The sequence below is a fragment of the Minwuia sp. IMCC3009 genome (assembly GCF_029909415.1).
GTDB lineage: Bacteria > Pseudomonadota > Alphaproteobacteria > Minwuiales > Minwuiaceae > Minwuia.
In genome coordinates this window covers 48695-72609 of sequence record NZ_CP123781.1, presented here as the reverse complement: position 1 = coordinate 72609, position 23915 = coordinate 48695, and the positions used below count along the sequence as shown (strand labels likewise).

20 protein-coding genes are annotated in these 23915 nt (G+C 66.3%); 7 read left to right on the top strand and 13 right to left on the bottom strand.

The window, feature by feature from the left end; all coding sequences use genetic code 11:
* The first annotated feature begins 40 nt into the window (after positions 1–40).
* From QGV55_RS00335 to QGV55_RS00310, 6 genes are all read left to right on the top strand, one after another.
* Positions 41–832, top strand: coding sequence for an SDR family NAD(P)-dependent oxidoreductase (locus QGV55_RS00335; RefSeq protein ID WP_281018875.1), 792 nt, complete (start codon positions 41–43; stop codon positions 830–832).
* Entirely contained in the window at positions 832–1347 is a 516-nt protein-coding gene (locus tag QGV55_RS00330; protein WP_281018876.1) for a MarR family transcriptional regulator, read from the top strand. Before QGV55_RS00335 ends, QGV55_RS00330 begins: the two co-directional genes overlap by 1 nt.
* 52 nt (positions 1348–1399) lie before the next feature.
* A complete protein-coding gene (locus QGV55_RS00325; protein WP_281018877.1) occupies positions 1400–2854 on the top strand; it encodes an NADH:flavin oxidoreductase in 1455 nt (484 codons plus the stop codon).
* Positions 2847–4517, top strand: coding sequence for a benzoate-CoA ligase family protein (locus QGV55_RS00320; RefSeq protein WP_281018878.1), 1671 nt, complete (start codon positions 2847–2849; stop codon positions 4515–4517). The genes QGV55_RS00325 and QGV55_RS00320 overlap by 8 nt, the downstream gene beginning before the upstream one ends.
* Complete coding sequence (locus QGV55_RS00315) at positions 4517–4906, top strand: cupin domain-containing protein (protein ID WP_281018879.1); 390 nt, start codon at positions 4517–4519, stop codon at positions 4904–4906. Before QGV55_RS00320 ends, QGV55_RS00315 begins: the two co-directional genes overlap by 1 nt.
* Positions 4907–5068: 162 nt before the next feature.
* Entirely contained in the window at positions 5069–5980 is a 912-nt protein-coding gene (locus tag QGV55_RS00310; protein ID WP_281018880.1) for an SDR family oxidoreductase, read from the top strand.
* Positions 5981–6004: 24 nt separating this feature from the next.
* Here the strand turns inward: QGV55_RS00310 and QGV55_RS00305 are convergent, their stop codons facing one another.
* The 13 genes from QGV55_RS00305 to QGV55_RS00245 all read right to left on the bottom strand — a co-directional run bounded on the left by QGV55_RS00305 (position 6005) and on the right by QGV55_RS00245 (position 22824).
* Positions 6005–6961, bottom strand: coding sequence for a transglutaminase family protein (locus tag QGV55_RS00305; RefSeq protein ID WP_281018881.1), 957 nt, complete (start codon positions 6959–6961; stop codon positions 6005–6007).
* The gene (locus tag QGV55_RS00300) at positions 6958–9564 is read right to left on the bottom strand and encodes a circularly permuted type 2 ATP-grasp protein (protein WP_281018882.1); all 2607 of its coding nucleotides are present in this window, start codon (positions 9562–9564) and stop codon (positions 6958–6960) included. Before QGV55_RS00300 ends, QGV55_RS00305 begins: the two co-directional genes overlap by 4 nt.
* Before the next feature lie 13 nt (positions 9565–9577).
* On the bottom strand, positions 9578–12940 hold the full coding sequence (locus QGV55_RS00295; protein ID WP_281018883.1) for a transglutaminase family protein: 3363 nt from the start codon (positions 12938–12940) through the stop codon (positions 9578–9580).
* 110 nt (positions 12941–13050) lie between these two features.
* Positions 13051–14151 (bottom strand): redox-regulated ATPase YchF, encoded by a 1101-nt coding sequence (gene ychF / locus QGV55_RS00290; protein ID WP_281018884.1) that lies wholly within the window; start codon positions 14149–14151, stop codon positions 13051–13053.
* Between the two features lie 13 nt (positions 14152–14164).
* Entirely contained in the window at positions 14165–14758 is a 594-nt protein-coding gene (gene pth / locus QGV55_RS00285) for an aminoacyl-tRNA hydrolase (protein WP_281018885.1), read from the bottom strand.
* Positions 14759–14785: 27 nt separating this feature from the next.
* Entirely contained in the window at positions 14786–15442 is a 657-nt protein-coding gene (locus tag QGV55_RS00280; RefSeq protein WP_281018886.1) for a 50S ribosomal protein L25/general stress protein Ctc, read from the bottom strand.
* 123 nt (positions 15443–15565) lie between these two features.
* Positions 15566–16498, bottom strand: a complete 933-nt coding sequence (locus QGV55_RS00275) for a ribose-phosphate pyrophosphokinase (protein WP_281018887.1) — start codon at positions 16496–16498, stop codon at positions 15566–15568.
* Between the two features lie 114 nt (positions 16499–16612).
* Positions 16613–17377, bottom strand: coding sequence for a hypothetical protein (locus QGV55_RS00270; protein ID WP_281018888.1), 765 nt, complete (start codon positions 17375–17377; stop codon positions 16613–16615).
* Positions 17378–17563: 186 nt separating this feature from the next.
* Positions 17564–18715, bottom strand: coding sequence for a Xaa-Pro peptidase family protein (locus QGV55_RS00265; RefSeq protein ID WP_281018889.1), 1152 nt, complete (start codon positions 18713–18715; stop codon positions 17564–17566).
* A 3-nt stretch (positions 18716–18718) separates the two neighbouring features.
* Positions 18719–19492: a peptidoglycan editing factor PgeF gene (pgeF, locus tag QGV55_RS00260; RefSeq protein WP_281018890.1), complete on the bottom strand. Its 774-nt coding sequence runs from the start codon at positions 19490–19492 to the stop codon at positions 18719–18721.
* Entirely contained in the window at positions 19464–20555 is a 1092-nt protein-coding gene (locus QGV55_RS00255) for an SAM-dependent methyltransferase (RefSeq protein WP_281018891.1), read from the bottom strand. The genes pgeF and QGV55_RS00255 overlap by 29 nt, the downstream gene beginning before the upstream one ends.
* Positions 20552–21358, bottom strand: coding sequence for a prolipoprotein diacylglyceryl transferase (gene lgt / locus QGV55_RS00250; RefSeq protein WP_281018892.1), 807 nt, complete (start codon positions 21356–21358; stop codon positions 20552–20554). The genes QGV55_RS00255 and lgt overlap by 4 nt, the downstream gene beginning before the upstream one ends.
* A gap of 59 nt (positions 21359–21417) precedes the next feature.
* Positions 21418–22824, bottom strand: coding sequence for a DUF2330 domain-containing protein (locus QGV55_RS00245; RefSeq protein ID WP_281018893.1), 1407 nt, complete (start codon positions 22822–22824; stop codon positions 21418–21420).
* A 153-nt stretch (positions 22825–22977) separates the two neighbouring features.
* Here QGV55_RS00245 and QGV55_RS00240 point away from each other — a divergent pair, with 153 nt between their 5' ends.
* A complete protein-coding gene (locus tag QGV55_RS00240; protein WP_281018894.1) occupies positions 22978–23907 on the top strand; it encodes an EamA family transporter in 930 nt (309 codons plus the stop codon).
* The last annotated feature ends 8 nt before the right edge of the window (positions 23908–23915 follow it).

Below are 23915 nucleotides of genomic sequence, written 5' to 3'. Positions count from 1 at the left end.
TACTTTAAGCTTAAAGTATTATTACGGAGGGCGGGGATCGATGGTGGATACAGCAAGCCTGAGCGGCCAGCACGTCCTGGTTACCGGCGCGGCACAGGGAATCGGGCTCGCCATCGCCGGGGCCTTTCTGGAAGCGGGCGCAGCGGTCACCATCGTCGGCCGCAACGCGGAGCGGCTGGCCGGCGCCGCGGCTGAACTGCGTGCCGGACATGCACAGGCAAAACTGTTCGAGGGCGTGGCCGACCTGACCGACGCGGACCAGATCGCCAGCGCCTTCGCGGCGGCGGTCGCGGCGCAGGGGCCGATCACCGTGCTGGTGAACAATGCCGGCGCATCCGGTGCCGCGCCGTTCGCGAAGATGGATGAGGCGCACTTCAGCGCCATGATGGACGCCAACGTCCGCTCCACCTTCCTCTGCAGCAAGGCGGTTATCGGCGACATGCTGGCGGCGGGGAGCGGGCGCATAATCAACATCGCCTCCACGTCCGGGCTGAAGGGCTATGCCTACGTCGCCTCCTATTGCGCGGCCAAGCATGCGGTGGTCGGTCTGACCCGGGCGCTGGCCATCGAACTGGCGCGCAAGGGAGTGACCGTGAACGCCATCTGCCCGGGCTTCGTCGAGACCCCGATGACGGTGGAAAGCGTGCGCAACATCATGGAGAAGACAGGGCGGACAGAGGAACAGGCGCGCGCCGATCTGGCCGCCATGAACCCGCAGAAGCGGCTGGTGCAGCCTGACGAGATTGCCACCATGGCCGTGCAGCTTGCCCTGCCTGCGGCAGGCGGGATCAACGGTCAGACCATCGCCATCGATGGCGGCGAGACAGCGTGATGGCTGAAGCGGGCCTCGCATCGGAGACACGGGACGCGGCAGCGCCCGAGACAGCGCCTGAGGCTGCACCTGTGGCCGATGATCGGCTGGCAATACGCCTGTGGCTGCGGATGCTGGCCTGCACCACGCGGATCGAACAGGACATCCGGGGACGGCTGCGGGAGGAATTCTCGACCACCCTGCCCCGCTTCGACGTCCTGGCGCAACTGGACCGCGCGCCCGAGGGGCTGACCATGAGCGGCCTGTCGGCACGGCTGATGGTGTCCGCCGGAAACATCACGGGCCTGGTCACACGGCTGGCAGACGAAGGGCTGGTGGAACGGGCGCCGCACCCCGAGGACGGTCGCGCCCAGGTGGTGCGCATGACGGCGGAGGGACAGCGGGTGTTCGGGCAGATGACGCCTGCACATGCGTCCTGGGTCGCGGAGATGTTCAAAGGACTGAGCGACACCGAGGCGCAGGCGCTGCACAAGGCGCTTGGCCACCTGAAGGATCATCTCGAACGACCATCCTGACGGGTTGCCAACCAGCGATCCGCCCATGGACCGGAGGCAGGAGACCGAAGACATGAAGCTTCTCGAACCGCTGGACATCAACGCCATGGTGCTGCCCAACCGCATCGCGGTCCCCGCCATGGTCACCCGCCTGTCGGGGGAGGATGGGTACGTCAATGACGACATCATCGACCGCTACCGCCGCTACGCGGAGGGGGAGGTCGGGCTGATCGTGGTGGAGGCCATGGCCATCCATGGCTCCAAGTCCGGGCCGCTGCTGCGGATTTCCGACGACAGCTTCATTCCCGGCCACCGGCGGCTGGCGGAGGCGGTGCACGGCGCATCCGATTCGAAGGTCGTGCCCCAGATCATCCATTTCATGAAGGTTGCCCGCTCCGGCTGGCGCCAGAAGATCGAGGACCTGTCGGCGGAGCAGATCGAGGCGATCATCGCCGACTTCGGTGCAGCGGCAGCACGGGCGCGGGAGGCGGGATATGACGGCGTCGAACTGCATTCCGCCCATGCCTACACGCTCTCGTCCTTTCTCAGCCGCCGCAACAGCCGCAAGGACGCCTTCTCCGGCAAGACGCTGGAGGGGCGGCTGCACATGTTCGGACGGGTGATGGCGGAGGTGCGCCGCCTGGTCGGCCACGACTTCCCCGTCGGCATCCGCTTCCTGGCGGAGGAGGCGATCAAGGACGGCTACACGGTGGACGAGGCGCGACTGATCGCCCTGCGCATGGCGCAGGCCGGAGTCGACTACATCTCGCTGTCGGTCGGCGGCAAGTTCGAGGATGCGCAACCACGGGAGGGGCATCCCCTGTATCCCTACACAGGCTATTCCGGCGACCGCTGCATGCCGGGCAACTGGTATCCGGCGCTGCCCCACGCCCATCTGGCCGCCACCATCAAGCAGTTCATCAATGCCAAGGGCCACGATGTGCCGGTGATCTCCGTCGGCAAGATCTCCGACCCCGGTGACGCGGAACGGCTGCTGCAGGACGGCAAGGCCGACATCATCGGCATGGCACGGCAACTGCTGGCCGATCCGGACTGGCCGCTTAAGGTGCGCCAGTCCCGCCAGGACGCCATCGTCCACTGCATCTATTGCAACGTCTGCAAGCAACTGGACGAGAATTTCAAGGAGGTGCATTGCTTCCTCTGGCCCAAGGGTGCGCGGCAGGCCCCGGCAGACGATCCGTCCCGGCCGCTGCCGGTCTGGCCCGACGGGCACGGCGACCTGACGGCAACCATCTCGGACGGCCAGATCCAGCTTGCCTGGCCGAAGGTGCCAGGCGTGATCGGCTATGACGTCTATCGCGCGACCGATGGCGAGGTGGCGGAGGTCGTCGAGGCCGTGAAGTCGAACAAGTACAGCGACCGCACGGTGCTGGGCGGCCTGCGCTACGACTATTTCGTCCGCCCCTTCGATGCCAGCGGCACCGCTGGTCCACCATCGCGACAGGTTTCAGTCGACATGCCGATGCCGGAGGGGCTGGCCACGATGCTGGAGGCTGCCGATGCCTGATGCGCGCTCCCCCTCAGCCGCTGCGCCGGGGGGACCCAGCGCGCATGAGGATGATTTCGCCGCACGGATGCTGCCCCCGAAGGACCAGTGGCCCGAGATGTCGTTCGACAGCCTGCCCGGGCTTGCCGCGATCCCTGACCGGGTGAACTGCGGCGCGGTGCTGCTGGATGGCGGCGCGGCCCGGTTCGGCGACAGACCCGCCTGCCTGTATCGCGATCACGTCTGGACCTATGCGGACCTGAAACGGCAGGCCGACCGGCTGGCGCATGTGCTGGTCGACGACCTGGGCGTCCGGCCCGGCAACCGGGTGCTGATCCGTGGCGGCAACACCCCCATGTTCGTCGCCTGCTGGTTCGCGGTGATCAAGGCCGGGGCCATTGCGGTCGCCACCATGCCGCTGCTGCGCTGGCGGGAACTGGCCTACATGATCGACCGGGCGGAGATCACGGTGGCGCTGTGCGACCGGCGGCTGGCCGACGAGATGGCGCGGGCGCAGGCGGAGAGCCATCATCTGAAACATGTCCGCCACTATGCCGGTGACATGTCGGCACCGGATGAACTGGAACAGGCGGCGGCCACCAGACCGGATGCGTTTCAGGCGGTCGATACGGCGGCGGATGATGTCTGCCTGATCGCCTTCACCTCCGGCACCACCGGCCAGCCCAAGGGGTGCATGCATTTCCACCGCGACGTGCTGGCGATCAATGCCACCTTTGCCGATCTGGTGCTGAAACCCGGCCCGGACGACATCTTCACCGGCAGCCCGCCCATCGCCTTCACCTTCGGGCTGGGGGCGCTGGTGACCTTTCCCATGTCGGCGGGCGCAGCGACCCTGTTCAGTGAACAGTTCACCCCGGAAAGCACGCTGCAGGCCATTCAGGACCATCGCGTCACCACCCTGTTCACCGCACCGACGGCCTATCGCGCCATGACAGGGCTGGTGGAAGGTTTCGACCTGTCGAGCCTGCACACCTGCGTCAGCGCAGGGGAAACCCTGCCTGCCCCGGTCTGGCAGGGCTGGCACGATGCGACGGGCATCCGCACCATCGACGGGCTGGGATCGACGGAGATGCTGCACATCTTCATCGCCGAGAAGGCAGAGAACATGCGTGCCGGGGTGACCGGACGACCGATCCCGGGCTATGAGGCCAGGGTCGTCGATGACGACGGCAATGAATGCCCGCCCGGCACCGTCGGTCATCTGGCGGTCAGGGGACCGACCGGTGTGCGCTACCTCGACAATCCGGAACGGCAGGCCGCCTATGCGCGCGACGGCTGGAACCGCACGGGCGACAGCTACATGGTCGATCAGGAAGGCTGGTTTCACTATGCCGCGCGCACCGACGACATGATCATCACCGCCGGCTACAACATCTCCGGGCCGGAGGTGGAGGCGATCCTGCTGACCCATCCGGCCGTCGCGGAATGCGCCGTCATCGGGGCGCCTGACCCGGACAGGGGCCAGATCGTGAAGGCCTTCGTCGTGGCCCGGGATACGGCAGCCGCCGGGCCGGAACTGGCCCGGGCGCTGCAGGACCATGTGAAGGCGGAGATTGCCCCCTACAAGTATCCGCGCGCGGTTGAATTCGTCGCCGAACTGCCCAAGACTCAGACCGGCAAGGTGCAGCGGTTCCAGCTGCGCAAGGATGAGGACGCGAAGTGATGGCAACACCGGTGAACATCAGCCAGGCCCTGGCAGGCCGCCCCTTCTTCAAGGGTCGCACGGCGGAGAATGACGACAAGGCAGAGTCCGCCTTCGCCCGACTGGGTGCCATCAACAACGGCCAGATCTTTGCCGGCAGCTATCAGGGCTACACGGCCTGGGAACGGCATGGCAATGGCGACGAACTGGTCCAGGTCATCGACGGCATGACGGAGATCACCATCCTGACCGACGATGGTCCCGAAACGCATGAGCTGACTGCCGGATCGTTCATTGTCGTGCCGCAGGGTCTCTGGCACCGTTTCAACACACCGGACGGTGTCACGGTCATGACAGCGACACCGATGCCGACCGATCACAGCAACGCCGACGATCCACGGGTCGGCTGACGGCAGTTTCATCAAGGCCCGTCATCTGACGGGCGCGCACCGGCCCTCTCCCCCACCCGGCCACCCATAAGGATAATCCCGTGGGTGGCCGGGTGGGGGAGAGGGCCGGTGCAGCACTCGAACGGATCAACGATCCATGAATTCCTGGGGAGGACACGAGGAATGACTGATATCCGCTATGACGGCCGTGTTGCCATTGTCACCGGCGCGGGCGCGGGCCTGGGCCGCAGCCACGCCCTCTTCCTGGCCAGTCGGGGCGCGAAGGTCGTGGTCAACGACCTCGGCGGCAGCGTCGACGGCACCGGCGGTTCCGGCAAGGCTGCCGACGACGTGGTTGCGGAGATCAAGGCGGCGGGCGGCGAGGCGGTTGCCAACTACGACGCGGTCGGCACGCCGGAAACGGGCAAGTCCATCGTCCAGACGGCACTGGATACCTGGGGACAGGTCGACATCCTGATCAACAATGCCGGTATCCTGCGCGACAAGTCCTTCGCCAAGGTCGATGCCCCCGACTTCCAGGCCGTCATCGACGTGCATCTGATGGGCGCGGTCTGGTGCACCCATGCCGCCTGGCCGGTGATGCAGGAACGCGGCTACGGGCGTGTGGTGATGACCACCTCCGCCGCCGGTCTGTTCGGCAACTTTGGCCAGGCCAACTATGGCGCGGCGAAGCTGGGCATGGTCGGGCTGATGAATGCCCTGAAGCAGGAAGGCCGCAAGAGCAACATCACCGTCCATACGGTCGCCCCGATCGCGGGCACCCGCATGACCAAGGGGATCGTGCCCGATCAGGTGTTCGAGGCACTGAAACCCGAACTGATCACCCCCGTCATCGGCTGGTTCGTGGCGGAGGAGAACGAGGAAACCGGCCACATCATCGAATGTGGCGCAGGCTATTACAGCAAGGTGGAAATGGTGGAGGGACAGGGACACCACTTCGGTCCGTCCGCCGCTGTCACCCCCGAAGACCTGAAGGCAAACTGGGGCAAGATCACCGACATGAGCGGTGCACGGCCGTTTCCGTCCGCGATGGAAGCCATCGGCGCGGTCTTCGCGGGCCTGCCGTCGGCGTGATCTGACGCGAAGGGGCCGCGCCTTTCAGGCGACCCGGTCGGGCCGGTTGGAACTGGCCTCGCCGGATGCGGCATGCGCGGCCCCGGCGATCTCCGCCTCCGGGATCACATCGACCTCGACCTTCAGGTCGTGCTCGCCACCGCCGGTGATCACGCCCTTGACCGGCACCACGTCCCGGAAGTCGCGTCCCCAGGCCACCGTTATGTGTCCCTGCCCGGCAGGCACCCCGTTGGTCGGGTCGAGATCGACCCAGCCCCAGCCAGGCACATGCAGACGGACCCAGGCGTGGGACTGGTCGGCGCCGACCAGACGCGCCTGCCCCTTCGGCGGTTCCGTCACCAGGTAACCGGAGACATAGCCCGCAGGCAGACCCATGCAGCGGAAGGCCGCGATCAGCAGCCGCGCGAAGTCCTGGCAGACACCCCGGCGGGTCCTGAGCACTGTCGACAGCGGCGTCGAGATGGTCGTCGTGCCCGGCGCATAGGCAAAGTCGCGGAACATGCGCTGCGTCAGATCCAGTCCCGCCGCCAGCACCGGGCGGCCAGCGGGAAAGGACGGGGCGGCATAGTCCCGGATCGCGGCGGCCAGCCACTGCGGCTCGACACGCGCTGAATAGGCATGCAGCAGATGATGTTCCGCGTCGAGACCGGTCGGCATGCTCTCCGGCACGGCATCCCATGCGGGCGTCCCGTCAGGGTCGGGCACGGACGGTGGCAGGACCGCGACACGGCTTGTCGATGTCACCTCGAACCGCTTGTGCGGGGTGTCGATGTCGAAGTTCTGCACGATGTTGCCGAAGATGTCGGTACGCGATGAAGGCGCCACCGCCGGGCTCGGCAGGATCAGTATGCTGCTTTCCAGGCATCGCTGGTTCAGCGTATCGCGCGGCGTCAGGTGCAGCAGGTTCTGCGAGACCAGAACCTGGCTGCCGTATCTGTAGGCCGTCCGATGCCGGATCCGGTAGAGCAATTCCTCTGTCATGGCTCATCTTCATCCGTATCGGGTGAATCGTCATCCGTATCCTCATCGGGATCCGTATCGAAACCACCAATGGCAATCTGCGCGCCACGACCGGCAACATGACTGAAGTAGCGCTGGGAGATGGCATTGCCCAACGCGTAGAGCTGTGACTGCAGATATTCGACCAGCTGTTCCAGCAGCGGCCAGCTGCCGTCCGGATGCCAGGTCCCCAACTGGTTGATATCCGCAGTACGAACGGCGGAGAACGCAGCGATCGCCAGACGCTGATCCTCGCCCAGCAGGGGGCCGCGCAGCCGTGACAGGGCCTCCACGTGGTCGCGCATCTTCTCCAGCTGGTGCGCCAGCGACCGGGGACTCTCCAGGTCGGCGACCAGCAGGTCGAGCACCGGCAGCAATTCCGGCTCCGACAGGTAGCGGGCGCGGTAGGTGACGGCGCAGTCACTGATGTCCAGCAGGGCATTAAGCACCAGCGCATTGTCACCATCCTGGCGCAGCAAGGTCGCGGCAATCAGATCCACGCTCTGCTGCGCACGCTCCAGCCATCGTCCCAGATCATGGAACCGCCAGCCATAGCCCCGGCTCATGGTGTCGTTCAGCGCACCGCCGAGCGCCCGCAACGCATAGATGATGTCGTCGAGACGGGGCAGCAGCAGGTTCTGTCGTCCCGGTGCCCGCTCCGCGGCCTGCAGGGCCTGACGCACCCGGTCCACCGCCAGCCAGCTGTCCTGGGACAGCCGGTCCCGCAGGTTTCCGGCATTGCGGTAGAGCTGTTCGATGCTGTTGTGCAGACCGGTCGGCACGTCGGGGCTGAAGGCCCGCTCACCGGCCATGGTCAGCAGCTTGCGGGCATCCGCAGGACCGGCATCAGGGGCCAGATGCCCCGCCAGCAACCCCTGCAGCACCGCCTTCTCGGCCTCGGTGGCCTGCGGCAGCAGCCTTTCGTCGATACAGGTCAGCGCGCCACGCAACCGCAGTGCCTGGGCCTCTGCCCGCTGCTGGTAGCGGCCCAGCCAGAACACACTGTCCGCCGTGCGCGACGGCAGGTTGCCATCGGAGCGACGGATCTCGGTGACTTCCCGGTGCGTGCCGCCGTCCCCTTCGGCCGTGGCCGGGACGCTGTTGCCGCCCAGAACCCAGACATCCTTGGATCCGCCACCCTGCTGCATGGAGACGACGCGACCGCGCCTGTCCGGCGCGACCCGGACCATGCCCCCCGGCATGACCGACCAGCCTCCACGGCGGTTGCGGCAAAGCATGACGCGCAGCATGGCCGAACGGGGCTCAAGACCATGGCTGGACCAGGTTGGTGCCGTGGAAAGTCCCACGTACTCCTGCCCGATGTGGCGATCCGGCCGGCTGCGGATCCGTTCCGCGATGGTCTGCCGTCCGGCGGGCGTGATGGTCTGTCCGAAGACCGGTTCCCCCCTGTCGGCGGGAAAAGCGGGCTTGACCACCAGCCGGTCAAGCTGTGCCAGCACCTGCTCGCGCTCAATGGGCTGACCACACCACCAGGTCGCCACGGAGGGCATCTTCAGCTCCTCCCCCAGCAGGCGCTGGCAGAGGCCCGGCAGGAAAGGCATCAGTCCCGGCGATTCGACCACGCCCGATCCCAGCGAGTTGACCACGGTGACATTGCCCTGCCGCGCGGCGGAGACCAATCCGGCGAACCCGAGCGTGGAATCGCCGCGCAGCTCCAGCGGATCACACCAGGCCGTGTCGGTGCGGCGCAGGATGACATCGACGGACTGCAGCCCGTCCAGGGTCTTCAGATAGACATGGCCGCCACGGACCGTCAGATCATCCGCCTCCGCCAGGGTGCAGCCCAGGTGGCGCGCCATGAAGGCATGTTCGAAATAGGCTTCGTTGCGGAATCCGGGTGTCAGCAGCACGATGCGCGGTTCCGCCTTGCCGCCGGGCGCAATCGCATGCAGCCCGGCCCGCATGTCACGATAGAAGGCTCTGACATGACGGACACCGACGGAGCGCAGCAATTCCGGGAAGACCCGCTCCAGAATCTGCCGGTTCGCCAGCGCGTAGCCGAAGCCGGACGGGGCTTCCGTCCGGTCCATCATCACCCGCCAGTGGCCGTCAGGTGCCCGGGCCAGATCGGCGCCATAGAGGTGCAGGCAGGGGCGCGCGGCCATTGCCGGATCAATGCAGGACATGAAATGGCCCGGATGCCCCGTGATCAGGGAGGCCGGCAGATGATTGTCCCGCAGCAATTGCTGATTGCCCAGAAGGTCACGCAGCACCAGGTCCAGCAGATTGGCCCGTTGCGTCAGCGCGGTCGCAAGCGTGGTCCATTCCTGCGCCGTGACCACCATGGGCACAGGGTCCAGACGCCAGGCAGGGGCATCCCTGTCGGTGTCCGAGTACACATTGTAGGTGACGCCCTGTTCGCGCAGCGCCTGCTGGCCCTGCTGCCAGCGGCGGACCCATTCATCAGTGCTCAGTCCGGCCAGGAAGTCGGAGATCTCGCCCCAGCCCGACCGGACATCACCGTCGGGTGAGACCAGTTCGTCGAACACGCCCTCCGCCGGGCTGTAGCCAAGCCCGAGCGGTCCTGACAGCCAGTCGTGCATGGCGCTGGAACTGTCACTCATGGCCGTGCGCCCCTCACGCAGGCATGACAGGGGCGCGCAGATCCAGCGTATGCGGGAATCGCGGGTTCCGTTCCCTGACCGGCACACCGACCGGACCCGGCGAATGTCCACGGGGTTCGAACCGCGACAGGCGCCTGCCCTCGGCCTCTTCCCCGTTCACCGGCGACACCTCGTAGTTCCGCCCGCCGGGATGCACCACGTGATAGCGGCAACCGCCGATCGACCGCCCCGACCAGGTATCGATCACGTCGAAGACCAGCGGGCTGTGAATGTCGATCATCGGATGCAGCGCGCTGTAGGGTGCCCAGGCCTTGTAGCGGACACCCGCAACCCAGGTCCCTGCATGGGACGTTGCCGCCAGCGGCACATGCCGTCCGTTGCAGGCAACCAGATAGCGTTCCGGATCGGAAAGGCCGGAGATCTGCACCTGCACACGTTCGAGCGACGAATCGACATAGCGCGCGGTACCGCTGCTGCCGGACTCCTCCCCCAGCACATGCCAGGGTTCCAGGGCGTTGCGGATCTCGATTTCCATGCCGTGAACCGTCGCCTCGCCCATGCGCGGGAAGCGGAACTCGAACTGCGCACGGTACCAGTCCGGATCAAAGGCCAGTCCGGCCTCCTGCATCTCGGCGATCACCTGCTCGAAGTCCTGCCAGGCGTAGTAGGGCAGCATGTGGCGATCACGCAGCGCATCACCATGACGGACAAGCGGGCGGGTATAGGGCTGCTTCCAGAACCGCGCGATCAGACCGCGCAGCAGAAGCTGCTGCGCCAGCGACATTTCCGCATGGGGCGGCATCTCGAAGGCGCGGAACTCCACCAGGCCAAGGCGGCCGGTCGGGCCGCTGGGGGAATAGAGCTTGTCGATGCAGATCTCGGAGCGGTGCGTATTGCCTGTCAGGTCGACCAGCAGGTTGCGCAACATCCGGTCAACGGTCCAGGGCCGCACGTCCTCGCCCTGCTTCGGCAGTTGCGACAGCGCGATCTCCAGCTCATAGAGCGTGTCGTCGCGGGCCTCGTCCACCCGTGGCGCCTGACTGGTCGGGCCGATGAACATGCCGGAGAACAGGTAGCTCAGGCTCGGATGATTCTGCCAGTAGCGGATCAGCGAACCCAGCAGGTCCGGCCGCCGCAGGAACGGGCTGTCCGCAGGGGTCGCGCCACCGACAACGATGTGGTTGCCGCCGCCGGTGCCCACATGCCGGCCATCGACCATGAACTTCTCGGTGCCCAGACGGGTCTGGCGCGCATCGTCGTAGAGCCCCCTGGTGATGTCACGCAGCATGGCCCAGTCGGTTGCGGGGTGCACGTTCACCTCGATCACCCCCGGATCCGGCGTGACCCGGATGACACTCAGGCGCGGATCCGGCGGAGGCTCGTAGCCTTCGATGTGGATCGGCATGTTCATTGTCGCGGCGGCATCTTCCGCCGCGGCGATCAGTTCCAGATAGTCCTCCGCACATACAGTCGGCGGCAGGAACAGGTTCAGCCTGCCCGCGCGCGGTTCGACCACCAGCGCCGTGCGCACGAGATCGCTGACAGCGCCGCGCGGCGCGGCCTTCGCGGCCTTCGCGGGCTTGGCGGTTGCCCCCGTCCCGGTGCCACTGGCGGCACCCGTACCGGATACTGAAACCACAGGTCCCGCCGCAGCGCCGAAGCGTGCGGACAGTTCGGCCGGATCGGGCAGCGGTCCCTCGATCGAATAGGGATCGACCGGTGTCGTGCTGGGGTATTTCTCGGGCGGCAGATACGGCAGGGCCGAAAGCGGCAGGCGGAAGCCCACCGGCGAGTCCCCGGGCAGCAGGAACATGTACCCCGCCTTGAACTCCCACGGGCCGGTGATCCAGTGCTCACCCGCCGCGTCATGCCCGCGCATCACCGGCAGGACATAGCCCTTCGGCTTGTCGAGGCCGCGACGCAGTACGTCGGCCAGCCGCTTGCGGTCCTGATCCTTGGCAAATGCCGGATCGTCCGGGCTGAGGTTCACAGGCAGCTGCTGCTCGGCCTTCAGGTGCGCCAGCGGATCCTCATAGGCCGGGATGACATACTGCCGGTCGACCTGAAGCCGGTCGCACAGCAGGTGCGTGAAGGTCTCGGCATCGGCGGTGGTCGGCGCGTAATCCTTGTCCTCGCTGGCGATCAGGTCCGCACGGTTCCAGAGCGGCAGCCCGTCGTTGCGCCAGAACAGGCCAAAGGCCCAGCGCGGCAGCGGCTCCCCCGGATACTGCTTGCCCTGCCCGAAGGTGAGCAACCCGTCCGGCGCGAAGCGCTTGCGAATGCGCTTGATCAGGTCGAAGGCCAGTTTCCGCTTGGTCGGTCCCAGCGCATCGATGTTCCATTCGGCGCCATCCATGTCGTCGATGGAGACGAACGTCGGCTCGCCCCCCATCGTCAGACGGACGTCGCCTTCCTGAAGCTGCTGCTCGATCTCCTGCCCCAGCGCATCGACCTTGTCCCAGGCATCTTCGGAGAACGGCCTTGTGACACGGCGCGATTCATAGATCCGGTCCACCCGCATCTCGTGCGAGAAATCGACCTTCGCCGGCCCGACAAGTCCGGAAATCGGTGCGGCGCTGGTGGGCTGCGGCGCGCAGGCGAGCGGGATATGGCCCTCCCCCGCCAGCAGGCCGGATGTGGCATCCAGACCGATCCAGCCCGCGCCGGGCAGATATACCTCGGCCCAGGCATGCAGATCGGTGAAATCGGACTCAGGCCCGGTCGGCCCCTCAAGCGGCTTCTGGTCCGGCTGCAGCTGGATCAGGTAGCCGGAGGCGAAACGGGCCGCCAGACCGACATTGCGCAGCACCTGCACCATCAGCCATGCCGTGTCACGGCAGGATCCCTTGGCCAGGCCCAGGGTTTCCTCGGGCGTCTGCACGCCCGGTTCCATGCGGACGACATAGCCGATCATCTTTTCCAGGTTCTGGTTCAGCGTGAACAGGAAATCGACCGTGCGGCGCGGGGTGCGGTCAATGCCGTCGAGCAGCGCCTGCAGCAGGGGGCCGACCGGCTCCGGATCCAGATAGGGTTCGAGAGAAACCGCCTCGTCCGGCTCATAGCTGAACGGGAACTCCTCAGCATATTCCTCCACGAAGAAATCGAACGGATTGAGCACCGCCATCTCGGCAACCAGATCGACCTCGACGTGGAAATGGTCCACGGGATCGGGGAACACGACGCGGGCCATGTAGTTGCCCAGCGGGTCCTGCTGCCAGTTGATGAAATGGTTCTCCGGCGAGATGCGGAGCGAATAGCTCAGAATATTGGTCCGCGTATGGGCCGCGGGGCGGAGCCGGATCGTCTGGGGTGAAAGCGTGACCTTGCGGTCATAGTCATAGATCGTCTTGTGATTGAGTGCCGCATGAATCGGCATTCATTTGCTCCAGCAACAATTTAAGGGATGCACGTCGGTCAGTGCATTGCACTGCACAATACCGACGCGACCGGGGGGGAGCAAGGACAGCGAAATCCGCTGGTCCGGCCTCAGGTATTGAAGCGGAAGTGCAGCACATCCCCGTCGCGCACGGTGTAGTCGCGCCCTTCCAGGCGCATCTTGCCAGCGTCCTTGGCGGCCTGTTCACCGCCCAGGGTGACGTAGTCGTCATAGGCGGTGGTCTCGGCGCGGATGAAGCCCTTCTCGAAATCCGTGTGGATCACACCGGCGGCCTGGGGTGCCAGGGCGCCTGACTTCACGGTCCAGGCACGGGCTTCCTTCGGGCCGACGGTGAAGAAGGTCAGCAGGCCCAGCAGGTCGTATCCGGCGCGGATGATGCGGTCCAGACCGGCATGCTCCAGGCCGATCTCGGACAGGAACATCTCCCGTTCCTCCCGGTCGGTCAGCTGGGCAATCTCCTCCTCGATCCGGGCGGAGACAACCAGTGATCCGGCCCCCTGCGCCGTGGCCATCGCCTCGACCCGGGCCGTATGTTCGTTGCCGGTTCCGGCATCGGCCTCTGCCACGTTGCAGACATAGAGGATCGGTTTCGACGTCAGCAGCTGCAGCGCCCGGAAGCGCGGCCGGTCGTCATCATGCACATCCAGCATCCGCGCCGGCTTGCCATCCCGCAGCAGCTCCAGCGCCCCTGCCATCAGTTCCACATCGGCCTTCAGCGACTTGTCGCCGGAGCGGAAGCGCTTCTCCAGCGGTGTGTAGCGCTTCTCCAGGCTGTCCAGGTCGGCGATCATCAGTTCGGTCTCGACCGTTTCCGCATCCGCCACCGGATCGATGCGCCCGTCCACATGGGTGATGTCATCATCCTCGAAGCAGCGCAGCACATGGACGATGGCGTCCACTTCGCGGATGTGGCTGAGGAACTGGTTGCCCAGCCCTTCCCCCTTGGAGGCGCCGCGCACCAGCCCGGCAATGTCCACGAAGGTGAGCTGGGTCGGAATCAGTTCCTTCGAACCGGCCAGTTCGGCCAGCTTCGACAGGCGCGGATCCGGCACCCCGACCTGACCGAGGTTCGGCTCGATGGTGCAGAACGGATAGTTCGCCGCCTGGGCCGACGCGGTCTGCGTCAGGGCGTTGAAAAGGGTGGACTTGCCGACGTTGGGCAGACCGACGATCCCGCATTTGAAACCCATCTGCGGTTCCTCCTCACTCAGGCGATTTTTCAGGCTTTGGCGCCGGACACTTCAGCGCCACCTCGTTCAGGAATCCCGGCGGGTCTCCGGCACAGAGCTTTGGGGCCGCGCCGGCAACCGCATCGACCAGGTCATCGACATAGGCCCGTTCCGCCTTGCTGAAATCCGAAAGCACATAGTGGCTCACCAGATCCTTGTGGCCCGGATGGCCGATCCCCAGCCGGACCCGCTGGAAGTCCGGCCCCATGTGCCCGGCGATGGAGCGGATGCCATTGTTGCCGGCATGACCGCCGCCGACCTTCACCCGCACCCTGCCGAAAGCCAGATCCAGCTCGTCATGAAACACGGTGATCCGGTCAAGACCGAGCTGGAAGAAGCGGGCCGCTTCCTGCACCGACCGGCCGGACTCGTTCATGTAGGTGGTCGGGCGCAGCAGGATGAGCTTGTCGGAGCCGAGGCGAACTTCCGCCACGTCTCCCTGGAACTTGCTGCGCCAGGGAGAGGCGCGGTGCACCTCGGCCAGCCGGGTGATGGCCATGAAACCGATATTGTGGCGATTCCCGGCATAGCGTGCGCCGGGATTGCCGAGACCAACGAAGAGACGCATGTCGAAACCTCCCTGCGGAGGCGGCGATCAATCCTCCGCCTTTTCCTCGTCCGCGCCGGCTTCTTCCTCATCACCGTCTTCAGCCTCGGCCTCGGCTTCCGCAGCTTCGTCCACGACAGCCGAGGAACCGGTGATCGTCGCGATCGTGAAGTCACGATCCGTGATCGTCGCTTCCACATCGCCCGGCAGCTTGACGTCGCTGATCTTCAGCGAGTCACCGATGTCCGTGCCCGCGAGATCGATCTCGATGAACTCGGGGATATGGTCGTTGGGGCAGAGCAGCTCGACCTCATGGCGGACGATGTTCAGCACACCGCCGCGCTTCAGGCCTGCGCTCGATTCCTCGTTCGCGAAGTGCACCGGCACCATGACCGCGATCTTGGCGTCATCCGCCAGACGCAGGAAATCAACGTGCATCGGATCATCGCTGACCGGATGAAGCTGCACGTCGCGCGGCAGGCAACGCTGCTTGCGGCCATTCAGCTCAAGCTCGTACACGCGGCCCATGAAGCCACCGCGGTTGAGTTCCTTGACCACGACACGACGGTCCACGGCCACCAGGGCCGGTTCGCGGTCATTGCCATAGACGACACCCGGAACCATGCCCGACTTCCGAAGCGCCCTTACGCCTCCGGTTGTCGTGCGTTCACGTGCGCTGACTTCGATCACATCCGTATCCGACATCGTCTCAACTCCTTGTAGCGCCTGGCCCTTGGCATCTCGCCGGTGCCGTTGCGCCATGCCGGTCAGGGGCCCTTGCCCGCAACCGCTTCATTCCCTGGTCTGCAGGCCGTGGCCTGCACAAATTCAGTCAAACAGGCTCGACACCGAGGTCTCGGTGGAGATGCGCTTGATCGCCTCCGCCAGCAGGGACCCGATCGGAACCTGCCGGATCTTCGGCTCGTTCTCGACCTCGTCCGTTGCCCGGATCGAGTCAGTCACCACCAGCGACTCAAGCGACGAGTCGGACACACGCTTGACCGCGCCGCCCGACAGTACGCCGTGAGACACATAGGCGGACACCGACAGGGCACCCCGTTCGAGCAATGCTGTCGCCGCGTTGCAGAGCGTGCCCGCACTGTCGACGATGTCGTCAACAAGAATGCAGTGACGCCCGTCAACATCGCCGATGACGTTCATCACTTCAGACACACCCGCCTGTTCGCGGCGCTTATCCACGATGGCGAGGTCCGCGTCAAGGCGCTTGGCGAAGTAGCGCGCGCGAACCACACCGCCCACATCCGGCGAAACCACCATCAGGTCCCGGTCGCCCAGATTATCCTTGATGTCGCTGACCAGCGCAGGTCCGCCATAGAGGTTGTCGGTCGGGATATCGAAGAAGCCCTGGATCTGTCCGGCGTGAAGATCGACGGTCAGAACCCTGTCCGCACCCGCCTTCTCGATCAGGTTCGCCACCAGCCTGGCGGAAATCGGTGTCCGCGGCCCCGGTTTCCGGTCCTGCCGGGCGTACCCGAAGTAGGGCAGGACAGCAGTGATGCGGCGCGCCGAGGCCCGACGCAGCGCGTCGATGCAGATCAGCAGTTCCATCAGGTGATCGTTGGCCGGGAACGACGTGGACTGAACGACGAAGGCGTCCTCCCCCCGCACGTTCTCGTGGATCTCCACATACACTTCCTCATCCGCAAAACGCTTCACGGATGCATTCGTCAGACGGACGCCCAGATAATCGGCAATCTGGGCGGCCAGGGCAGGGTTGCTGTTCCCGGCGAGAACCTTCATGGGGCTGTTCGTCAATCTGTGGCAAAGCGGGCGGTGGCGGAAGCGGGACGTTTATCAGTCCGCCCCGGAACTGTCCATCAGCCATGACAGAATTCTGACATGGCGGGACTGCTGTCACCCCCGGTCGGCGGCCAGTGCCTCCAGGATACGTGCCAGGTCCGGGGCCGCCGCGCCGGCAGCCAGGTCCGCAATATCGCCCCAGCGGCGGTTCAGACGGCCGGCAGGTACGGTATTCTGCTGCTCCAGCCGTCCCCGCTCCCGCCCTGTGGCATCCCGCACCAGCCAGAGCAATGTCACCCGGTCACTGGTCCCGTCAGCCGGGGCGACCACGACATGCAGTTCCAGCGTGGCGCGGGTCGCGTCGGAGGTCGGTCCCAGCGTCAGCCCCTGCTTCGCCAGCGCCGCCCTGATGGCTGTGTCCAGCACCCGGTTGCCGTCACCCGGCGCGCCGGAGATGCCGGCCAGCGCGATCCGCGCCGGGGGCGGCACGGCCTCGGCCACGGGCAGGTCCCCGTTCACCAGGCGCACCAGATGCGCCGCCACTGTCACGGCCAGGTCCCGGATCGCGATGGGACGGGCCGCCGTCCAGTCCGCCGCCACCACCCGCTCCACGTGGTCCAGACCATCCGTCGCCGCACCGGTTGGATCCAGCAGGGTCCAGCGGAACGCCAGCGTCGTGTCCGCCCCGTTCCCCCGCAGCCGCTGAACCTCGCCCGCGAGCTGATAGCGATTCGGGATACGCGCGGTCGTCGCGGCGATCTCCGCCTTCTGCAATTCGATCACCACCCGCTTGGTCAGCGCATCCAGAGGCCCCGCTTCCTTGCCCTGAAGCGGCAGTACGACCAGCGCGATGCTCGGGCCGGGGGCGCGGGCGACCACTGCCGTCTTCTGCCCCGATGGCCGAAAGGGCTGCGGCACCTGCCCGCATGCCGCCACCAGCACCGTCAGGAGCAGCAGAAGGGCTGCGGACCGATGTCCGATGGACTCAGAAAAGGACACAGCTCGCCATCGAGACCAGCAGGAAGAAGAAGATCATCATGATCAGCCAGGGCATCGCGCCTTGTCCTATCGGGTTACAAGGTCGAGCGGCAGGCGGCTCAGCACCTCCGACCCGTTCGCGGTCACCAGCGATGTCCGGCCCAGGGTCATCGCCGTGCCGCTGTCGCTGTCCATCAGGATCATGTGCAGGAAGAACACCATCCCCGACGCGATCTCCACCGGATTGTCCGCATAGAACATCGGCCAGTCCATCCAGTTCGGCGCGAAGGTGGTGCCAAGACAATAGCCACAGGCGTTCATCCGGTGTGCCGTCAGACCGGCGTCATCGAAGACCCGGGCGTGGGCCGCGAAGACATCCCCCATGGTCGATCCCGGTTTCAGCGCGGCCTCGCAGGCCAGCAGGGCATCGACGGCACGGGCATGCATGTCGGTATGGGCCGGACGGGGCGCCCCTATGGGCACGGTCCGCATCAGCGCGGCGTGGTAGCGCCGGTAGGCACCTGCCCATTCCAGGGTCAGCTGATCCTCCACATCCAGAGTGCGCCGTCCGGTGAAATAGCGGCAGAGCAGCGCGCCCTCGCCGGAGCCGATGATGAATTCGTTGCCGGAATAGTCGCCATCGCCGCGAAACACGGCCCCCTGCATCGCGGCCAGGATATCGCCCTCGAACGCGCCCGCGCGGGTCTCGGCAATGCCCGCGTCCCAGGCGTCATCGCCCAGTTCCGCTGCCCGCCGGACATAGTCGATCTCCGCCGCACTCTTGACCAGCCGCAGCCGGCTCACCAGCAGCGACGCGTCGGACATGGCGCAGAACCCCTCCAGCGCGCGATCCAGGCGGCGCAGGTTGTGTCCGGTCAGACCATAGGCGTCCAGTTCGACCCCGACGCGGGCACCGTCCAGCCCCAGGTCCGCCATCATCTCGCACAGGCTGTCGGCAGGATTCACGCCTTCGCGGTCTTCCCAGACCCGGATGTCGGCAATGTCGGACGTATGCCGGGCCTGGCGCAGGTCCGGCGCACGGGTCAGCAGCGCGGTGCGCCCGTCCGCCGTCAGGACCAGACACTGGAAGAAGACATAGCCGAAGGTGTCGTAACCGGTCAGGTAGTACATGCTCTCCTGCCGGAACATCAGCAGGGCATCCATCCCCTGCTTCCGCAGCACGGCGCAGGCGCGGTCGCGGCGGTCAGCCATCTCCTCGGCGGCAAAATGCAGGGGCATGTCTCAGGTCTCCTTCAGCATGATGGCGCTGATCAGGCGGCCATAGTCGGGCTCACCCCGATGCACGGATCGGCGGTAACTGTAGAACAGTTCATGTTCCGGATATGTGTCACGCGCCAGATCATGGAAGCGCGCCACGCCCGCCACCTCCGCCCGGCGGCGGATGAACCCCGGCAGATCGAAGAACGGTCGCGGTGCATCATCGGGCTGGCGGAAATACCGCGCATTCTCCACGTCCATCGCCAGGAAGCGGTCGCGGAACTCCGGCCCGACCTCGTAGGACGCCTGCGCCAGGGTCGGACCGAGCGTCACGCTGATCCTGTCGCGGCGGGCGCCGAGCACCTCCATCGCCGTCACCGTTGCCTCCAGGACCCCGTCCAGCGCACCCTTCCAGCCGGAATGGGCGGCCCCGACGACCTGTGCCTCGGCATCCGCGAACAGCAGCGGCCCGCAGTCGGCGGACAGCACGCCCAGCGCCAGACCCGGCATCCGGGTCACCATCGCATCCGCCTTCGGCCGTGGCCCGTCGAAGCGGCCGGTCACCGTCACCACGTCCGGGCTGTGATGCTGATGCACGGTCAGCAGGTGCCGCGCACCGATATGGCGGCGCACCAGATCGCGGTTGATGGTGACCGCCATCGGATCGTCGGTGGATCCGGGACCACAGTTCAGGCCGGCGTGAATCTTCCGGGAAACCCCGCCCTTGCGGGTGAAGAAACCATGCGCGATGCCGGGCAGACCGGTCAGGTCAGGGCTGGAAAGCGTCGTCAGGCACATAGGCTGTCGGGGTGTCCATGTTCGGGGATGTCAGGCAGAGCGCCTTGAACAGCGTACCCATCCGGTCCGGGTCCGTCAGCCGGTGATAGGCGCCGACCAGCGCATCCCGGGTCGGTGGATCGGCCTTTGCCACCAGTTGCGCCAGTCTCGGCTCCACGCCCAGCCGCCGCAGCAGGTCGCGCTGGCTGATCGGACCGAAGGCCTTGGCACCGCCATGAATCGCGGCGCGGGCCATGGCCGCAAAGTCCACATGCGCTGTCAGATCGGCACTGCCGATGTCGGCGAGGATCGGGTGAAACGCGTGGCGGCGCACGGCCTGCAGGGTATCCCCGGCCGCCGTCTCGCCATGGCCGTAGTCGATGAACAGGGCTGCGCCGCCCTGAACCGCCAGCCGGGTGCCGATGGCCTCCACCAGCCGCCGCCCCTCCTCCGAGACCTCGAAGGTCTCCGCGTCCTTCAGCACTGGCATGTCTTCCGGCGCTTCGAAGACCAGGGGCTCATCCACAAAGACGAGCCTGCCATCGCTGACGCCGACGCAACGCTCCTTCAGTTCACCGTCCTGCATGGTGATCTGCCGGATCGGCAGGGCGTCCAGCAGTTCGTTGCCGATCAGCAGCAGCGGACCGTCGGGCAGCTTGCCCACACGGTCGGCGAAACTGATCTGATGCCCGGCCAGCCGCTCCGCCTGCACCGCCTGCAGGCGCGGGCTGGCCTCCACCAGGCAGACCGTTCCGGTGGCCAGCATCTGCGGCGCGGCGCGGCGAATGGCCCTGAGCGCATCGGCCATCAGGGTGCCGCGCCCCGGTCCGATCTCCGCCAGCACGATATTCTCCGGCGCGCCCATGCGTTGCCACATGTCCGCTGCCCAGAGCCCGAGCAGCTCACCGAACATCTGGCTGATCTCCGGCGCGGTGATGAAGTCCCCGGCGACGCCGAACGGCTCCGATGTCGTGTAGTAGCCATGGGCAGGATCGAACAGGGCACGCCGCATGAAACGGTCGAGCGGCAGCGGCCCGTCCGCCGTGATCTCCGCGATCAGTGCCTCTTCCAGCGCCGTGCTCATGAACGTGCCCCCCCGGACTGCCGTGTCGCCTGCCAGACGAAGTAGAGGCCGATCAGGATCATGGGAAGGGAAAGCTGCTGCCCGCGCGACAGCAGACCGAACAGGGGCTCCAGCCCCGCATCCCACTGCCGGAAGAACTCGACGATGAACCGGGCCAGGCCGTATCCGGCGATGAAGGTGCCCATCACCAGGCCGGGCCGTTCCAGCGCATGGAACCGGCGGATCAGGACCTGCGCCACGATGAACAGCACCAGTCCCTCCAGCAGCGCCTCGTAGAGCTGGCTCGGGTGGCGGGGCTGGTCATCGGCACGGGGAAACACCATGGCCCAGGGCACGTCACCGGGACGGCCCCAGAGTTCCCCGTTGATGAAGTTGGCGATACGGCCAAAGAACAGGCCGACGGGCGCCACCGCCCCCAGCATGTCACCGAAGGCCAGCCGTGACAGGCCGCGCGCGCGACAGAACAGCAGCGCCGCCACGATGACCCCCAGCAGCCCGCCATGGAACGACATGCCGCCGGTCCAGACCTGCGGAATCTCTGACAGGTTCTCGAGGAAATAGCCCGGGCGGTAGAACAGGACATAGCCCAGCCGCCCACCGAGCAGGACCCCCAGCGTGGCCCAGGCCAGAAAGGCATCCGCATCATCGCGGGTCAGCGGAGAATCGGGTCGGGCAGCCAGTTGCATCGCCAGCCGCCAGCCGAGGATCAGTCCCGCGACATAGGCCAGCGCATACCAGCGGATGGCCACCGGCCCGAACTCGACCAGCACCGGGTCGATGGTGGGAAAGGGAATTGCGTACATGCGGCTGGTCTACAGCGGAAAGTGCAGCAGCGAAACAGCGCTGTCAGGCAACTCGCACGCTATTCGGCCCGCTGCCAGATATCGTTCCACCACTTCGTGGCGGGCTTTTCCGGGATCGACATCTGGTCGCGGATCCCGTCGATCGGCCAGCCGGTGAGGCTGGCCAGCCGTTGTGCCTCCTGCTCCATGCGGTGCGGCAGGGTCTGGCGATAGAGGTCCGCCGCCGGGCAGGTGGCCTCCCCGTTCCAGGGATGACGGATGACATAGCGGGTCTGGAAGTTCTCCGCATTGTCCGTCAGGCGGAACATGAGATCATGCGGATGGCTGGTCGCGTCATAGCGCAGATGCAGACGGGTGACGAAGGCATCCACCGGCCCGGGACCGGGCCGGGGCATGATGCGGGTGCCGGGGCGCGGCTGCGGCACCGTGCCGGGCAAAGGCGTCGGGGTGACATCGGGGGCCACCCACCAGGCGCCCAGCGTGCGCAGTTCGGCGCGCGACAGCGGGTCGGCGGCGCAGGGATCGCACCAGCTCATGTTCCAGGCATATTCCAGGAATGCCACGCCGGGTTCACGGCGCACCTGTTCCGCGAACAGCGCCGTGTAGACGTCGCCGAATTTCTCCCGCACATGCACCGGCAGTTCGTCGCCGCTCGGCATCTTCACGGTGCGATAGTTGGCCGTCTCCACCCGCCCCCCCTGGGTCACCGTGAAGACGAACAGTTCCTGCTGCCCGTCAGCATTCAGCATGCCCATGCGGATCGGCAGCATGAAGTCCGGACTCTCGAACGCGATCTGCAGCGGACGCAGATAGCTGCGGCCGGAGCGCGCCTTCTCCCCGAGATTGACCTTGGCCACGAAGAACTTCATGCCCATGGCGATATAGTCGCCCAGCACCTTGTCCGCGGCCTCCGACACGCCGTAGCCATTCTCCCGCAGCCAGGTGCCAAGCCCGCCGGACTGTTCCGCCGACAGGATCTGGATGTCATATTCGCCGACGGTATATTCCGCCTCCACCGTCACGCCCAGGGCCTTGTTGCGCGCCGCCGCACCCTCTGCATCCTCGACCCGTGCCGACTGCATGGCCAGCGCCCTGAACCGGCGCTGCAGGCAGGGATCCTCATCGAAATACTCGACCAGGCGCGGCGCGGTGAAGGCATCCAGATGGTCGACCAGCGCCGGTTCCGCCACATTGATCTGGTCCCGGCCCAGTACCGACGGCGTCGGGATGACAATGGCAAACTCCGACGGGTCACCCCGGTAGTCATTGGCCATGGTGATCACCGTCCGGTCCAGATTGCGCGCCAGCACGACCTTGGACGCCTTGTTGAACAGGTCGCTGCCGCCTTTCGCGACATAGTAGCCGCAGAAGGCGGATGCCGGTGCGGCGGCAGCCAGCAGCAGGCCTGTCAGCAAGGCCAGCAGACGCAGGTTCAGGCCGGGGACGGACCGGGGACGTGGACGCATTGCTCGTACTCCATCAAATCATCTGCGCATCATGCTGCCCGCCGTGTATGACGACAATGGGGCAGGTGTGCCCCGACAGTTCGGCCCTTGTCGAAGCATTTCCAGGCATGCCTGCCCTAGCCTGAGAGTCCCGTTCCTGCCGGAGTCCGCATCGTGATCCGACCTGCCCCGCGCCTGACGACCGAACTGCTGTGCCTTGCCCTGCTGGCGACACTGTGGGGATCGTCCTACCTGTTCCTGAAGGTGGCGGTGACCGAGATTCCGCCGATCACCCTGATCGCCGTCCGCGTCTCCATTGCCGCCGCCTTCCTGATGGTGGTGATCACCGTGCGGCGGGAAAGGCTGCCCCGCGATCCGCTGACCTGGCGGCGCCTGCTGGTGCAGTCCTTCTTCAACAGCATCGGGGCCTGGCTGCTGGTCGCCTGGGGGCAGCAATATGTGGACAGCGCGCTCGCCAGCGTCCTGAACTCCACCTCCCCCATCTTCGTCTTCCTGATGACGGTGCTGTTCACGCGCCACGAATCGACCAGCCTGATCCGGCTTGGCGGCGCGATGCTGGGCATCCTCGGCGTTGCCCTGATCATCGGTGTCGATGCGCTGCAGGGCCTGGGGCAGCAGGTTGCGGGGCAGCTCGCAGCCGTTGCCGGTGCGGTGCTCTATGGCGTGGCGGCGATCTACGGCCAGCGCCGGTTCGGACATCTGAGCGCACCGGTCACCGCCGCCGGGACCATGCTCTGGGCCAGCGCGGTGCTGGTGCCGCTCAGCCTGCTGATCGACCGGCCCTGGGACCTGCGCCCCTCCCCCCAGGCAATGGCGGCGGCAGGGATGCTGGGGCTGTTCTGCACCGGCATCGCGCTGCTGCTCTATTTCCGGCTGCTGCGCACGCTGGGCAGTCTCGGCACCGCCAGCCAGGCCTATCTGCGCGCCGGGATCGGGGTCGGTCTGGGCATGATCTTCCTGGGGGAGACAATGTCGCTGACCGTCGGTTTCGGCCTGATCGCGGCAATCCTGGGGGTCGCCATGATCAACCTGCCGCCATCGCTGTTCGCGCGACCGTTCTTCAGGCGCCGCCGCTTGCCGTGACCGGGAAG